This window comes from Mycobacterium sp., from assembly GCF_002863225.1.
Classification (GTDB): Bacteria; Actinomycetota; Actinomycetes; order Mycobacteriales; family Mycobacteriaceae; genus Mycobacterium.
Genome location: NZ_PKEK01000051.1, coordinates 144,579 through 158,396 on the forward strand (window position 1 = coordinate 144,579; position 13,818 = coordinate 158,396).

Below are 13,818 nucleotides of genomic sequence, written 5' to 3' on the forward strand. Positions count from 1 at the left end.
ACCGATGCCACGCACCGACGACGACAGCTGGGACCTGGCCTCCAGCGTCGGCGCGACCGCGACGATGGTCGCCGCCGCCCGTGCGCTGGCGTCACAGGGCCCCGAGCCGTTGCTCGACGACCCGTTCGCCGGTCCGCTGGTGCGCGCCGTGGGCATGGCTCCGTTCATCCGACTGATCGACGGCGACGTCGACGATGACGGCCCGGGCCTGAACCGCGAGGCACGGGCCCAGCAAATGACAGTGCGCACAAGGTTCTTCGACGACTTTTTCGTCACCGCCAGCCAGGAGGGAATCCGGCAGGCGGTCATTCTCGCCTCCGGCCTGGACACCCGGGCCTACCGACTGCCGTGGTCGGCGGGCACCGTCGTCTACGAGGTCGACCAACCGCAGGTCATCGAATTCAAGACCACGACCCTGGCCGGTCTCGGAGCGGACCCGACCGCCGAACGCCGAACTGTCGCCGTCGATCTCCGTGAAGACTGGCCAACGGCACTGCGCGAGCACGGTTTCGACACCAGCCAGCCGACCGCGTGGAGCGCCGAGGGGCTGCTCCCCTATCTACCTGCCGACGCCCAGGACCGACTGTTCGACAACATCGCCGCTCTCAGCGCCACCGGCAGCCGGCTCGCGACCGAGAACATCTCCGACCCGGATGCGTTCTCCGGGGAGAAGTTGCAGCGCCTCGGCGACCGGTGGCGGCGAGCCGGATTCGACCTGAATCCGGCCGATCTGTTCTACCAAGGCGAACGCAACGTCGTGATCGACTATCTGACCGAGCACGGCTGGCGGGTCGAGAATCATCCCGCCCTCGCGTTGTACGAACGCAATGGATTCCCCTTCCCGGACGACGAATCGATGACGGTGTTCCGGGAAATGAGTTACGTCGCAGCGACCCGGACATAGGACGGCAATGACACGCACCGATGACGACAGCTGGGATCTGGCTTCCAGCGTGGGTGCCACCGCGACCATGGTCGCCGCTGGTCGCGCCATGGCGACCAACGATGCCAGGGCCCTGATCAACGATCCGTACGCCGAGCCGTTGGTGCGGGCGGTCGGGCTGGACTTTTTCGTCAAGATGATCGACGGTGAACTCGATCTTTCGCTGCAGCCGAATTCGTCGCCGGACCGCATGCAGGCCATCGCCGACGGAATGGGCTTGCGCACCAAGTACTTCGACGACTATCTACTGGCCGCCGCCGACACCGGCATACGGCAGGTGGTGATTCTGGCTTCCGGTCTGGACGCCCGCGCCTACCGGCTGGATTGGCCCGCCGGCACCGTGGTGTACGAGATCGACCAGCCACAGGTGATCGAGTTCAAGACACGCACGCTCGCCGACCTGGGCGCGGCGCCCACCGCGACGCGTCGCACCGTCGCCATCGACTTGCGCGGCGACTGGCCGGCCGCACTGCGGGACGCCGGACTGGACACCAGCGCGCCGACGGCCTGGCTGGCCGAGGGCCTGCTGATCTACCTGCCGCCAGAAGCTCAGGATCGGTTGTTCGACAACATCACCGCGTTGAGCGCGCCGGGTAGCACCGTCGCCACCGAATACGTGCCGGGCATCGTCGATTTCGACGTCGACAAGGCACGCGAGATGATGGCCCCGTTCCGCCAGCACGGCGTCGACATCGACATGCCCTCGCTGATCTACACCGGCCAGCGCAACCACGTCGTCGATTACCTGCGCGCTAAGTCGTGGGACGTCGTCGACACGTCACGCGCGGACCTCTTCACCGCCAACGGCCGCGCCGTGCCCAAACCGGAGAACGACGATCCGCTGGGCGAAATCATCTACATCAGCGCAACATTCGCCGGCTAGCAGCGGGACTGCTCAGAAGCTGGACTGGTCAGAAGCTGGACTGGCCCAGCCACAGCACATTCGCTCCGGTCAGCGACCGCTCGGCCTGTGCGACGAGGCCGGCCACCGACGCGGTGATCAACCCGCCCAACGCATCCGGCAGCGACGCCGCCGCGGGTTGCGACGAGGCACGCGGCCGAAGCAACTCCCACACCGACGAGCCCGGATAGCCGACGAGGCGCACCTTGTCGTCTTCGTCCAGCCCGGCCAGCACTTTGGCCTTGCGCACCGCGGTCCGCAATCCGCCGAGCTCGTCGACCAGGCCGTGCTCGAGCGCGTCGGCACCGGTCCAGACCCGGCCGCGAGCCACCGCGTCGACCGCGTCGACACTGAGGTTGCGACCCTCTGCCACCCGCTCGACGAAGTCGGTGTAGAACAGGTCGGCTTCGGCTTCGACCTGCGCCTGCTGCTCCGCCGTGAACGGCGCGTTGATCGACCAGGCGTCGGCATTGGCGTTGGTACGCACCGCATCTGAGCCCACACCCAGCCGGTCCTTCAGGTCGCGCGCGATCAGCTTTCCGGTGATGACGCCGATCGAGCCGGTGATCGTTCCCGCGTTGGCGACAATCGCGTCGGCGCACATCGAGACGTAGTAGCCGCCCGAGGCAGCGACCGCACCCATCGACGCCACCACCGGCTTGCCGCGCTCACGGGCCTTCTTGACCTCCCGCCAGATGGTCTCCGACGCGGTGACCGAACCACCCGGCGAGTCGACCCGCAGCACGATCGCCGACACCGAATCGTCGTGCGCCGCCTCGCGCAGCGCCGCCGCGATGGTGTCGCCACCGGCGTTCGACGAGCCGAGCGGCACCCGCGAGCCGCCGCGTCCGCTGACGATCGGCCCGGCGACGGTGACAACGGCGATCGTCGACTTGGGCCCGCGCCCAGGCATCGACGGCCCACCCGGACCGGTGGCCCGCGCGTAGCGACTGACGAACAGCCGCGGCGGGGCGTCCTTGTCGTCGGCATCGCTCGAGATGCCTTCGCTGTCAGCCAGTTCCGCGATACGCGCGTACGCCTCGTCGCGGAAGCCGACCCGGTCGATCAGTCCTGACTCGACGGCGACGTCGCGCAGCAGCGGCGCACGGTCGGCCAGACTGTCCAGGCTGTCCTGGCTGATCTTGCGCGACTCGGCGATCGCCTGCCACACCTGGCCGCGAAGGCTTTCCAGTAGCCGGGTGTCGGCTTCCCGATGCGCGTCGGTGTAGCCGGCCTGAGTGAAAAGGTTTGCCGCGGACTTGTATTCACCGCGTGCGACGAACTGCGCTTCGATGCCGGCTTTGTCCAGCGCGTCACGCAGGAACAACGCGTTGGTCGCGAACCCGATCAGCCCGACAGTGCCCGAGGGCTGCATCCACACTTCCCCGAACGCCGATGCCAGGTAGTACGACAACGTGCCCGGGTACGTCTCGGACCAGGCCAGCGACGGCTTCTTGGCGGAGAACGCCGCGATGGCCTCGCGCAACTCCTGAACCGGGCCGGCCGCGGCGGCCGGGAGCTGGACCTGAGCGATCAGCCCCGCGACCCGAGGGTCCTCGGCGGCACGGTGCAGGGCGGCGACGGCCTCGCGTAACACCAGGGGACGTCCACCGCCGGTGATGATCGCCAGCGGATCCAGGCCACTGGTCTCCGGCGGCGCGACCCGAAGGTCGAGTTCGAGCACGCAGCCATTGGGAACGCCACGGTGGCGGGCGGTGTCCACCCGGCGGGCCAGCGCGCGGACGTCGTCGATGCCCGGCGGATCGGGCAGGAAGGAGAACATGCAACGAGCCTACCGATGGCGCGCCGTACCGTGATGGGGTGCGATTCTCGATCTCCATTCCTCAGCTCGACACCACCGGTTTCGACTCAGCCGGCGTGCGCGACTATCTGGCCCGGGCCGAGGAGCTCGGCTTCGAAGCCGGCTGGGTGCTCGAGCAGATCATCGGCCCGACGCCGCTGATCGCGCCGCTGGAACTGCTGGCCTACGCCGCCGCCTGCACAACGCGGCTGCGCCTCGGTGTGGCGGTGCTGGTCTCGTCCCTGCACGATCCACTGCAGTTGGCGTCGTCGATCACCGCCGTGGACCGACTCAGTCACGGCAGGCTTGATGTCGGGGTGGCGCCCGGTGGTGGGGGGCGCAGATTCGCCGCGTTCGGGGTGGACGACAAGACGTTCGTGAGTAGCTTCACCGAGGGGCTCGAGCTGATGAAGGCGGCGTGGTCGGACAACCCGCGGGTGACGTTCGACGGCCGCTTCCGGCAGGTCGACGATCTGCCGATTCAGCCCAAACCCGTGCAGCGGCCGCATCCACCGATCTGGTTCGGCGGCCGGGCGCCCAAGGCACTGGCCCGCGCTGTGCGCCACGGCGATGCGTTTCTCGGTGCGGGTTCGTCGACCACCGCCGCGTTCGCCGAGGTGGTCCAGACCCTGCGGCGCGAGTTGGCCGAGCAGAACCGGGATTCCGCAGATTTTCCGATCGGGAAGCGGGTCTATCTGATGATCGACGACGACCCGGCTCGTGCGCGTGAGCAGGTGCTCGACGGGCTGCACCGCATCTACGGCGGGATGCCCGGAATCGACGACGTGCCGTTGTCCGGCACCGTCGACGATGTGGTGTCCGGTCTGCACGAGGTCATCGATGCCGGCGCCGAGACGATTCTGCTCAACCCGGTCGGCGGCACCGTCGCCGAGGACCGCGAGCAGATGGAACGGCTTGCCGCAGAAGTCATTCCGCAACTGAACTGAGTCACACCGGCCTCGTCGGTCGCTCTCCCGGTCGACGCTCCGTGACCACGGTTTCGACAATGGGTGCTTCCGAACCGACGGTGCCGATGTGGCGTGTGGTGTATAACCACTCAATGGTCCTCAAGGTCGCGGTGTCGCCGGACTTGGTCGGCGGCGACGTCGCGGAGGGATACGGCAAGGTCGCCGACGCTTTTCGGGCCAACTTCGCGGCCGGCCGTGAGGTCGGCGCCGCCGTCGCGGTGTATCGCGACGGCATCAAAGTGGTCGACATGTGGGGTGGATACCGCAACGGGTTGACCAAGACGCCGTGGCAGCACGACACCATGGTCAACATGTTCTCGACAACCAAAGGTGTTGCCGCCCTTGCCCTTGCGGTAGCCGTGTCACGCGGCCTGTTCGGCTACGACGACAAGGTGACCGACCATTGGCCGGAATTCGCCCAGGCCGGCAAGGCCGAGGTGACCGTGCGCCAACTGCTGGCTCACCAAGCTGGACTCTGCGTGCTGAAACCAGCGCCGACTGTGCAGGACGTCGCCGACCCGGCACGGCTTTCGGCACTGCTCGCGGCCCAGAAACCGGTGTGGCCGCCGGGAACCCGGCACGGGTACCACGCGATCACGCTGGGCTGGTACGAATCCGAGCTCATCCGTCGTACCGACCCGGCCGGTCGTACCCTGGGCCGCTTCTTCGCCGACGAAGTCGCCGGCCCGCTCGGGCTGGATCTCCATATCGGACTTCCAGACTCCGTGTCCCGCGATCGGGTTGCGCACCTGCACAATTGGCGCCGCGCGGAATCGCTGCTGCACCTGCACACCCTGCCGGCCCCGCTGGTGGCCGCATCGTTCAACCCGGCCGGTCTGCTCGCGCGGGCAGGGACTCTTCCGCGCGGCGTCGTACCGTGGGACGGCGACTACAACCGCGACGACGTGCGCGCCATCGAGATCCCGTCAGCCAACGGAATCGGGACCGCGAAGGCGGTCGCCAAGCTCTACAGTGCGGCGACGGCCGGCGAGGGGGCCCTCGGCCTCACGACAGACGTGCTCGACGAACTCATGGCCGAGCCCGCGACGCCGAGCCGCGGGTTGCGGGACAAGGTGTTGCGCGTCAACGTGGTGTACTCGCTCGGACTGTCGAAACCGGCCCCGCTGTGCGAATTCGGATCATCCGACAGGGCTTTCGGCACACCGGGTTACGGCGGCTCGTTCGGGTTCGCCGATCCCGACACGGGCATCGGTTTCGCGTACGTGATGAACCGGCTCGGCTTTCACCTCACCAGCGATCCGCGCGAACTCGCGCTGCGCCAAGCGTTGTTCCGCGACGTGCTGGGCGCACGACCGCAGAAGTAGCGAGGGCGTCTACAGCTCGGTCGCCGAGCCGCCCGCCGCGGAGATCTTCTCTCGCGCGCTGCCGCTGAACTTGTGCGCGGTGATGTCCACCTTGACCGACAGTTTCCCGTCGCCGAGAACCTTGACGAGCGTGTTCTTGCGAACCGCCCCCTTGGCCACCAACTCGTTCAGACCGACCGAACCGCCCTCGGGGAACAGACGATTGAGGTCGCCGACGTTGACGACTTCGTACTCGGTGCGGAACCGGTTGCGGAACCCCTTCAGCTTGGGCAGCCGCATGTGGATCGGCATCTGCCCACCTTCGAAGGTGGCCGGCACGTTCTTGCGAGCCTTTGTGCCCTTGGTTCCGCGGCCGGCGGTCTTACCCTTGGAGCCCTCACCGCGGCCGACCCGGGTGCGCTTGGTCTTCGACCCGGGCGCGGGGCGCAGGTCGTGCAGTTTGATGGTCACTTGCTACCTCCCTCGGCCGGCTCGACCTCGATGAGGTGATGGACGGCCTTGATCAGCCCGCGGGTCTGCGCGTCATCGTCGCGGATGACGGACTGTCGGATCTTCCGAAGACCAAGGGTACGAAGGCTTTCCCGCTGCTTCCAGCGGGCGCCGATCACGCCACGCACCTGGGTGATCTTCAGCTGAGTCGGTTGTGTTGCTTTCGCGGCCATGACTATGCGCTTCCTTCACGGGCGGCGCTGGCGGCCAGCGCATCACTTTCGCGGCGGGCGCGCAGCATGCCGGCCGGAGCGACGTCCTCCAACGGCAGACCGCGGCGAGCGGCGACCTCTTCGGGACGCTGTAGCAGCTTGAGCGCGGCGACCGTCGCGTGCACCACGTTGATCGCGTTGTCGCTGCCCAGCGACTTGGCCAGAACGTCGCGCACGCCAGCGCATTCCAGCACCGCGCGAACGGCGCCGCCGGCGATCACACCGGTACCGGGGCTGGCCGGCCGCAGCAGCACCACACCGGCGGCGGCCTCACCCTGCACCGGGTGGACGACCGTGCCACCGATCAGCGGCACGCGGAAGAATCCTTTGCGGGCTTCTTCGACGCCCTTGGCGATCGCGGCGGGTACTTCCTTGGCCTTGCCGTAACCGACACCGACCATGCCGTTGCCGTCGCCGACGATGACCAGCGCGGTGAAGCTGAAGCGCCGACCACCCTTGACCACCTTGGAGACTCGGTTGATGGTGACAACCCGCTCCAGGTAATTGCTCTTGTCGCCGTCGCGGTCACGACCGCCGCGGCCGCCACCGTCCCGGCGGCCCCGGTTGTCACGATTGTCGCGACGGTCGTCACGGCCCTCGTTCGTGGGGCCGGCCGATCCAGCCGGTTGCTCCGCCATTATGCGGTCCTTCCGCTCAGGTTTGATTCCGCAAGATTGCTGCTTGCCATCAGAATTCCAATCCACCTTCACGGGCGGCGTCGGCCAGTGCCGCGATCCGCCCGCCGTAGGTGTAGCCACCGCGGTCGAACACCACGGTGTTGATGCCCGCGGCCTTGGCCCGCTCGGCGATCAACTGGCCGACCCGCACGCTGTGGGCCTTCTTGTCGCCGTCGACGCCACGGACGTCCGCCTCGATCGAGGAGGCGGCGGCCACGGTGGTGCCGGTGAGGTCGTCGACCAGTTGCACGTGGATGTGCCGCGACGAGCGGTGCACCACCAGGCGCGGACGCTCCGCGGTGCCCGAGATCTTCTTACGCAGCCGCGCGTGACGACGCAGCCGCTGCTTGCGCCGGACGGCAGACACGCTCTGCGCAGGCGGCTTCTGGGTGGTCCCAGCTTGTGTTTGCGCCATGACTACTTACCTGTCTTTCCGACCTTGCGGCGGATCTGCTCGCCTTCGTAGCGGATTCCCTTGCCCTTGTAGGGATCGCTCTTGCGGAGGCGGCGGATGTTGGCCGCGATCTGGCCGACTTTTTGCTTGTCGATACCCGAGACCGAGAACTTGGTGGGCGTCTCGACCGCGAAGGTCACGCCCTCGGGCGCGGTGATCAGCACCGGGTGGCTGTAGCCCAGAGCGAACTCGAGGTTGCTGCCCTTGGCCACCACGCGATAGCCGACGCCGAAGATCTCCATCTTGATGGTGTAGCCCTGCGTCACACCGGTGACCAGATTGGACACCAGGGTGCGGGACAGCCCGTGCAACGAACGGTTGTGCCGGTCGTCGTCCGGACGGGTGATCACGATGGCGCCATCGTCGTTGCGCGCCACGGTGATCGGCTCGGACACCTTCAGATCGAGGGTGCCCTTGGGTCCCTTCACCGAGACCTGCTGGCCGTCGATGGAAACCTCGACCCCGGACGGGATCAGGATCGGTTGCTTACCAATACGCGACATGTGTCAGTCCCCTCTCACCACACGTACGCGAGGACTTCGCCGCCCACGCCCTGTCTGGCTGCCTGACGGTCAGTGAGCAGACCCGAGGAGGTCGAGATGATCGCCACGCCCAGGCCGCCGAGTACGCGCGGCAGATTGGTCGACTTGGCGTACACCCGCAGACCCGGCTTCGACACGCGGCGCAGGCCGGCGATGCTGCGTTCCCGGCTCGGCCCGTACTTGAGCTGAACCTTCAGCGCCTTGCCGACTCGCGCGTCCTCAGTCTGGTAGTCGGTGATGTAGCCCTCGCGCTTGAGGATCTCGGCGATGTTCGCCTTGATCTTCGAGTGCGGCAGCGTCACCTCATCGTGGTACGCCGAGTTAGCGTTGCGCAGACGCGTCAAGAAGTCTGCGATCGGATCGGTCATAGTCATCGAGCGCTGCTCCTCTTCATCGCTACGCTCTGCATCGTCGTCATCGCGGTCATCGAGCGCTGCTCCTCTTCATCGCTACGCTCTGCATCGTCGTCATCGCGGTCATCGAACGCTGTTACCTTCCTCGCGGCGGTTCCCCAACCGGGGCCTGCCGCAACCTATTCCAATGAGTCGTTTGCTCGGTGCTGGTTACCAGCTGCTCTTTGCCACACCGGGCAGCTCGCCCGCATGTGCCATCTCCCGCAGGCAGATCCTGCACAGCCCGAACTTGCGGAAGACCGCGTGCGGGCGGCCGCACTTGTTGCAGCGGGTGTAGCCGCGCACCTTGAACTTCGGCTTGCGCTGGCTCTTGTTGATCAGTGCTTTCTTGGCCATGTGATCAGTTCTCCTTGAACGGAAAGCCCAGGCCGCGCAACAGCGCTCGGCCTTCGTCGTCATTGGTCGCCGAAGTGACGACGGTGATGTCCATGCCGCGGGGACGGTCGATCTTGTCCACGTCGATCTCGTGGAACACCGACTGCTCGTTCAGCCCGAAGGTGTAGTTGCCCGAACCGTCGAACTGCTTGGGCGACAACCCGCGGAAGTCGCGGATACGCGGCAGGGCGATCGACACGAGCCGGTCGAGGAACTCCCACATCCGGTCACCGCGCAGGGTCACCCGGGCGCCGATCGGCATGCCTTCACGAAGCTTGAACTGCGCGATCGACTTGCGGGCCTTGCGGATCTCCGGCCGCTGACCGGTGATCAGCGCCAAGTCGCTGACCGCGCCGTTGATCAGCTTGGCGTCACGGGCGGCGTCGCCGACACCCATGTTCACCACAACCTTGACCACGCCCGGGATCTGCATCACGTTGGCGTAGCCGAATTCTTTGCTCAGCGCCTCACGGATCTCGTCGCGGTAGCGCGTCTTGAGCCGGGGCTGAACCTTCTGCTGCTCGGTCGTCGTCATGCCGTGATGTCCTTGCCGTTGCGCTTGGAGATGCGGACCCGCTTACCCGACTCCTCGTCGACCCGGTAACCGATCCGGGTGGGGTTGCCGTCGGAGTCGACCACCATCACGTTGGACACGTGGATGAGGGCTTCCTGGGTGACGATGCCGCCGGACTGCGCCCCGCGCTCGTTGGTCGAGACCGCGGTGTGCTTCTTGATCCGGTTGACACCCTGCACCAGCACCTTGTTGCGGGCCGGGAAAGCTTGGATCACTTTGCCTTTGGCGCCTTTGTCCTTACCCGAGATGACGAGGACGGTGTCGCCCTTGTGCACCTTCATTTACAGCACCTCCGGGGCCAGCGAGACGATTTTCATGAAGCGCTTCTCGCGCAGCTCGCGGCCGACCGGGCCGAAGATGCGGGTTCCACGCGGGTCGTTGTCGGGCTTGATGATGACGGCCGCGTTCTCGTCGAACTTGATATAGCTGCCGTCCGGGCGGCGACGCTCCTTGACGGTACGCACGACGACGGCCTTGACCACATCACCACGCTTGACGTTGCCGCCGGGGATGGCGTCTTTGACCGTCGCGACGATGACGTCGCCGATACCGGCGTAACGCCGCGACGAGCCGCCGAGCACCCGGATGCACAAGATCTCCTTGGCACCCGTGTTGTCGGCCACCTTCAGCCGCGATTCCTGCTGAATCACTCGATCTCCTGCCCTGGTTCACGTATGCACGCCCACGCGTGACCGGGCCGGAGGACACTAAAAGGCAGAGTCCACCAGACCTGTCTTGCATGGTCTTTGTCGTCGAAAGGCACGCGGGGCTGACGGTAATACTCGAGATGCCAGCCGAGGTCTGCCCACGGCAACCCCTAGAGTCTAGGTGAAGTCGTTCTCAGAGCCAAATTCCTGGTCAACCGGGGTTACCGGCGGCCACGGCCGTCCGGCACGCCGTCTCAGTCGCCTTGCCGGACGTAAGAGTAGATGTAGAGCGCCATCGCCGTGGCCAGTGCGAGCAGCACCCATTGCACCAGAGCCTGGTCGATCATCGAGCCCGGCGGCGGCGCGCCGGGAAGGATATTGCGCAGCGGGACGATCGCGAACAGGTTGGCCGCGTACCAGGTCGCGAATGGCGGCACGAACTTCCGCCGGCCCATCGCCATCGGAATGGCCACCACCAGCGCGAGCGTCGGCAGGCTGATCAGGACCAGGATGATGCCCAGGTCGAAGATCAGCGGCCCTTTGGCCCGGTGCAGCGTGACCACGACGTTGCTGGTGTTGTGGCTGCCGGCTTCGCTGGTGTCACTGTTGCGCCGGACGGTGGCGTCCCAGCCGTCCATCGATCCGGTGACCTGCACGTGGGCGGGGAGCCGCTTGCGCTGGGCACCGTTGCCGACGAAGACGTCCGCGGAGATCGGCTCGGTGCGGTAGGAGTCGAAGGGCCAGTTGCCCGGATCGCCGTGCGCCGGGATCGTCGTGCTGACCTGAGCCGGCGCTTTCCCCTTCGGAAACTGCAGATCGCCCAGATCGTTGGGCGGATAGAGCCGAACGGCGATGTCGGTGTTCAACTCGTCGAAGCGTTTGTCCTCGAGCGACTCGCCCGGATAGATCAGCACGTTGACGGTCAGGCGGTTCGTCGTGGACTTGAGCTCCTCGAGCCTGATCTGCACGACGGTCTCGTCGGCACCGGCCTGGCTCAGGTCCAGCTGCGGGAGCGGGCCCTCGGACTTCTGCAGCAAGTGGACGCCGAACAGCGACAGACCGTAGGCGGCGACCACCGCCATCATGATCGCGACCCCGATCACGATGCGTGGCCGCTGCCGTTCCTGCGTCGGCGGTGGCGCCGAGACCGACGACGGGGTCTGGACGGTCATCGCCGGCCGTCGTTCGGTGGATTCGGGGCCACGCGCCGCACGCGGACGGGGCCGGGACGGTGGACGTCAGCCGGTCGGGGCAACACGGTCGTCAGGTTAGCGAACAAGGGTGTCCGAAGCGCGCCGAAAGTGGGATCGTGCACAGGGTGCCCGACTCTTGTCACCCGCTGTCCACCCGGCAGTAACTCGCAGTTCTCCGAATACAAACAGAAAACATGAATTCGCCCATGGGACGGGACAGTTCGGCTGTCGAGCGGTTAATCTAACGGCGGCTCACGGGGTCGAATCGTGCGCCGAAAATCTCAACGATCGTTCGATGTCCGGGGTGAGGCAACCAACATGAAGCACAACCGAATGGCCGCGGCCGTGAGTTTGCTGGCCGCGGGCGCCACGGTGCTGTCGGGATGCGAGGTCCCGCACACCAGCATGGCGTACGCGAGCGAGGTCGTGACCTGCGGCGGCAAGTCGACGATTTCGGCCAGCGGGTCCACCGCTCAGACCAACGCGATGAAGCGGTTCGTCGAGGCGTACAGCAAGTCCTGCCCCGGACACGGCCTGAACTACACGGCCAACGGCTCCGGTGCCGGGATCGCCGACTTCCTCTCCGGCAAAAGCGATTTCGCGGGTTCAGACACCCCGCTGAGTGAGGACCAGTACGACGCCGCCAAGCAGCGTTGCGGCGGGGCCGAGGCGTGGAACCTCCCGGTGGTGTTCGGTCCGCTGGCCGTCACCTACAACCTCCCGGTCGACTTCCTGGTGCTCGACGCGCAGACGCTGGCCGGCATCTTCAACGGCAGCATCACCCGCTGGGACGACCCACAGATCACCTCGCTCAACGCGTCTATGCCGCCCGAGGAGATTCACGTCGTGCACCGCAGCGACAACTCCGGCAGCACCGCCAACTTCCAGGCCTACCTGCAAGCCGCGGCCGGCGGAGTCTGGAAACAGGGCACCGGCAAGGCGTTCAAAGGCGGGGTCGGAACCGGCGCGAAGGGCAACGACGGCACTTCGGCGATGGTGAAGAACACCGAAGGGGCGATCACCTACAACGAGTTGTCGTTCGCGATGGACGAAGGCCTGTTCGCGGCCGAGATCAAGACGCCGGCCAGTCGCAAGACCCGGCGGCCGGTACGGATCGGCACCGATTCGGTGGGCAAGACCATCGCCGGCGCCAAGGTCATCGGCAAGGGCAACAACCTCGTGCTCGATCTCTCGTCGTTCTACAACCCGAGCCAGGATGACGTCTACCCGATCGTGATGGCGACCTACGAGATCGTCTGCTCGAAGTATCCCGATCCGCAGACCGGTGTCGCGGTCAAAGCCGCCCTGCAGGCCACGCTCGGGCCCGGCCAGATCGACCTGGACAAGCACGGTTACATCCCGCTGCCACCCGAATTCCAGTCGAAAGTGATGTCAGCGGCCAACGCCATGAGCTGACCGAGCGGCTAGGGCAGATCGCCCGCGCACCGGAATCCGATGTGGGTGGTCGAGGTGTCCTGCGACTGCGGCGAGCGCGCCGCGGGCCGGTAGCGGTGGCAGTACTCCGGGGCACAAAGGTGTGAACCGCCTTTGAGGGTCTGCGTCACGGTCGGGTCGGCGGGTCCGGTTGGCGCACAACAACTCTTGGGCGGCTGATCGAGCCGATGGTGGGCGGAGAACTCGGTGGTCGTCCATTCCCAGACATTGCCGATCATGTCGAACAGTCCGAACCCGTTGGGCGGGAACGCCGCCACCGGCGACGTGCCGGGCCATCCGTCGTTGCGATAGGGAAAGCTGCCCTGCCAGGTGTTGGCCATCGGTGTGCCGCCCGGCTTCTCCTGGTCACCCCAGGCATAGGTGGTGTCGGCTCCCCCGCGCGCGGCGTATTCCCACTCGGCTTCGGTCGGTAACCGGCGACCGGCCCAGCGGGCATACGCGGCCGCATCGGGATAGGCCACCTGCACCACCGGGTGATCGGCCCGACCGTCGACACCGCTGCCCGGGCCGAACGGGTGGCGCCAGCTGGCACCCGGCACCCAGATCCACCACTGCCGCCAGTCCCGTAAGTCGACCGGACCGGGCGTGGGCTGGAAAACCATTGCGCCAGGCTGGAGTTCAGCCGGATCCGCTCCTGGATACAGCTTCGGGTCGATGGGTTGCTCGGCCACTGTGACATAGCTTGTCGCGCCGATGAATTCGGCGAACTGCGCGTTGGTCACCGGGTGCCGCTCGATCGCGAAGGCGTCGACCGCCACGGTGTGGATCGGTGCTTCCTCGGGGTAGAAGCTGGTCGAGCCCATCCGGAACGACCCGGGTGGCAGTGCGACGAGCTCGGTCGGCATGAGT

General features: G+C 66.6%; 18 protein-coding genes. 5 read left to right on the forward strand and 13 right to left on the reverse strand.

Annotated features, from left to right (window positions below; all coding sequences use genetic code 11):
• The first annotated feature begins 4 nt into the window (after positions 1-4).
• Complete coding sequence (locus CYU59_RS17860; RefSeq protein WP_293000832.1) at positions 5-904, forward strand: class I SAM-dependent methyltransferase; 900 nt, start codon at positions 5-7, stop codon at positions 902-904.
• Between the two features lie 7 nt (positions 905-911).
• Positions 912-1,826 carry a class I SAM-dependent methyltransferase gene (locus tag CYU59_RS17865; RefSeq protein WP_293000834.1) on the forward strand — a complete coding sequence of 305 codons (915 nt, stop codon included), beginning with the start codon at positions 912-914 and terminating at the stop codon, positions 1,824-1,826.
• 28 nt (positions 1,827-1,854) lie between these two features.
• Here the strand turns inward: CYU59_RS17865 and sppA are convergent, their stop codons facing one another.
• A complete protein-coding gene (sppA, locus tag CYU59_RS17870; RefSeq protein WP_293000836.1) occupies positions 1,855-3,627 on the reverse strand; it encodes a signal peptide peptidase SppA in 1,773 nt (590 codons plus the stop codon).
• Positions 3,628-3,665: 38 nt separating this feature from the next.
• Here sppA and CYU59_RS17875 point away from each other — a divergent pair, with 38 nt between their 5' ends.
• Positions 3,666-4,592 (forward strand): LLM class flavin-dependent oxidoreductase, encoded by a 927-nt coding sequence (locus CYU59_RS17875; RefSeq protein ID WP_293000838.1) that lies wholly within the window; start codon positions 3,666-3,668, stop codon positions 4,590-4,592.
• 113 nt (positions 4,593-4,705) lie between these two features.
• Positions 4,706-5,938 carry a serine hydrolase domain-containing protein gene (locus tag CYU59_RS17880; protein WP_293001181.1) on the forward strand — a complete coding sequence of 411 codons (1,233 nt, stop codon included), beginning with the start codon at positions 4,706-4,708 and terminating at the stop codon, positions 5,936-5,938.
• A gap of 9 nt (positions 5,939-5,947) precedes the next feature.
• Here the strand turns inward: CYU59_RS17880 and rplO are convergent, their stop codons facing one another.
• The 11 genes from rplO to CYU59_RS17935 form a co-directional block, all read right to left on the reverse strand.
• Positions 5,948-6,388: a 50S ribosomal protein L15 gene (gene rplO, locus CYU59_RS17885; RefSeq protein ID WP_293000840.1), complete on the reverse strand. Its 441-nt coding sequence runs from the start codon at positions 6,386-6,388 to the stop codon at positions 5,948-5,950.
• Positions 6,385-6,600: a 50S ribosomal protein L30 gene (rpmD, locus tag CYU59_RS17890; RefSeq protein ID WP_293000842.1), complete on the reverse strand. Its 216-nt coding sequence runs from the start codon at positions 6,598-6,600 to the stop codon at positions 6,385-6,387. The genes rplO and rpmD overlap by 4 nt, the downstream gene beginning before the upstream one ends.
• Before the next feature lie 2 nt (positions 6,601-6,602).
• Positions 6,603-7,277 carry a 30S ribosomal protein S5 gene (gene rpsE / locus CYU59_RS17895; RefSeq protein WP_293000844.1) on the reverse strand — a complete coding sequence of 225 codons (675 nt, stop codon included), beginning with the start codon at positions 7,275-7,277 and terminating at the stop codon, positions 6,603-6,605.
• A gap of 49 nt (positions 7,278-7,326) precedes the next feature.
• Positions 7,327-7,731, reverse strand: coding sequence for a 50S ribosomal protein L18 (rplR, locus tag CYU59_RS17900; RefSeq protein ID WP_293000846.1), 405 nt, complete (start codon positions 7,729-7,731; stop codon positions 7,327-7,329).
• Positions 7,732-7,733: 2 nt separating this feature from the next.
• Positions 7,734-8,273, reverse strand: coding sequence for a 50S ribosomal protein L6 (gene rplF, locus CYU59_RS17905; protein WP_293000848.1), 540 nt, complete (start codon positions 8,271-8,273; stop codon positions 7,734-7,736).
• A gap of 14 nt (positions 8,274-8,287) precedes the next feature.
• A complete protein-coding gene (gene rpsH, locus CYU59_RS17910; RefSeq protein WP_293000850.1) occupies positions 8,288-8,686 on the reverse strand; it encodes a 30S ribosomal protein S8 in 399 nt (132 codons plus the stop codon).
• Positions 8,687-8,875: 189 nt separating this feature from the next.
• Entirely contained in the window at positions 8,876-9,061 is a 186-nt protein-coding gene (locus tag CYU59_RS17915) for a type Z 30S ribosomal protein S14 (protein WP_293000852.1), read from the reverse strand.
• Between the two features lie 4 nt (positions 9,062-9,065).
• Positions 9,066-9,635, reverse strand: a complete 570-nt coding sequence (gene rplE, locus CYU59_RS17920) for a 50S ribosomal protein L5 (protein WP_293000854.1) — start codon at positions 9,633-9,635, stop codon at positions 9,066-9,068.
• Entirely contained in the window at positions 9,632-9,955 is a 324-nt protein-coding gene (gene rplX / locus CYU59_RS17925) for a 50S ribosomal protein L24 (RefSeq protein WP_293000856.1), read from the reverse strand. Before rplX ends, rplE begins: the two co-directional genes overlap by 4 nt.
• Positions 9,956-10,324, reverse strand: a complete 369-nt coding sequence (rplN, locus tag CYU59_RS17930) for a 50S ribosomal protein L14 (protein WP_045373371.1) — start codon at positions 10,322-10,324, stop codon at positions 9,956-9,958.
• 251 nt (positions 10,325-10,575) lie between these two features.
• Positions 10,576-11,493: a DUF4436 domain-containing protein gene (locus CYU59_RS17935; RefSeq protein WP_293000865.1), complete on the reverse strand. Its 918-nt coding sequence runs from the start codon at positions 11,491-11,493 to the stop codon at positions 10,576-10,578.
• A 339-nt stretch (positions 11,494-11,832) separates the two neighbouring features.
• Between CYU59_RS17935 and pstS the strand changes: the two genes are divergently transcribed.
• The gene (gene pstS / locus CYU59_RS17940) at positions 11,833-12,930 is read left to right on the forward strand and encodes a phosphate ABC transporter substrate-binding protein PstS (RefSeq protein ID WP_293000867.1); all 1,098 of its coding nucleotides are present in this window, start codon (positions 11,833-11,835) and stop codon (positions 12,928-12,930) included.
• Between the two features lie 8 nt (positions 12,931-12,938).
• Here the strand turns inward: pstS and CYU59_RS17945 are convergent, their stop codons facing one another.
• Complete coding sequence (locus tag CYU59_RS17945) at positions 12,939-13,814, reverse strand: formylglycine-generating enzyme family protein (RefSeq protein WP_293000869.1); 876 nt, start codon at positions 13,812-13,814, stop codon at positions 12,939-12,941.
• Positions 13,815-13,818 lie beyond the last annotated feature (4 nt).

Coding starts and splice junctions, on each gene's coding strand:
- rplE (WP_293000854.1), bottom strand. CDS start 9,635: ATGACGACGACCGAGCAGCAGAAGGTTCAGCCCCGGCTCAAGACGCGC.
- CYU59_RS17865 (WP_293000834.1), top strand. CDS start 912: ATGACACGCACCGATGACGACAGCTGGGATCTGGCTTCCAGCGTGGGT.
- CYU59_RS17915 (WP_293000852.1), bottom strand. CDS start 9,061: ATGGCCAAGAAAGCACTGATCAACAAGAGCCAGCGCAAGCCGAAGTTC.
- sppA (WP_293000836.1), bottom strand. CDS start 3,627: ATGTTCTCCTTCCTGCCCGATCCGCCGGGCATCGACGACGTCCGCGCG.
- CYU59_RS17880 (WP_293001181.1), top strand. CDS start 4,706: ATGGTCCTCAAGGTCGCGGTGTCGCCGGACTTGGTCGGCGGCGACGTC.
- rpsE (WP_293000844.1), bottom strand. CDS start 7,277: ATGGCGGAGCAACCGGCTGGATCGGCCGGCCCCACGAACGAGGGCCGT.
- rpmD (WP_293000842.1), bottom strand. CDS start 6,600: ATGGCCGCGAAAGCAACACAACCGACTCAGCTGAAGATCACCCAGGTG.
- CYU59_RS17935 (WP_293000865.1), bottom strand. CDS start 11,493: ATGACCGTCCAGACCCCGTCGTCGGTCTCGGCGCCACCGCCGACGCAG.
- CYU59_RS17945 (WP_293000869.1), bottom strand. CDS start 13,814: ATGCCGACCGAGCTCGTCGCACTGCCACCCGGGTCGTTCCGGATGGGC.
- rplF (WP_293000848.1), bottom strand. CDS start 8,273: ATGTCGCGTATTGGTAAGCAACCGATCCTGATCCCGTCCGGGGTCGAG.
- rpsH (WP_293000850.1), bottom strand. CDS start 8,686: ATGACTATGACCGATCCGATCGCAGACTTCTTGACGCGTCTGCGCAAC.
- rplR (WP_293000846.1), bottom strand. CDS start 7,731: ATGGCGCAAACACAAGCTGGGACCACCCAGAAGCCGCCTGCGCAGAGC.
- CYU59_RS17860 (WP_293000832.1), top strand. CDS start 5: ATGCCACGCACCGACGACGACAGCTGGGACCTGGCCTCCAGCGTCGGC.
- rplX (WP_293000856.1), bottom strand. CDS start 9,955: ATGAAGGTGCACAAGGGCGACACCGTCCTCGTCATCTCGGGTAAGGAC.
- pstS (WP_293000867.1), top strand. CDS start 11,833: ATGAAGCACAACCGAATGGCCGCGGCCGTGAGTTTGCTGGCCGCGGGC.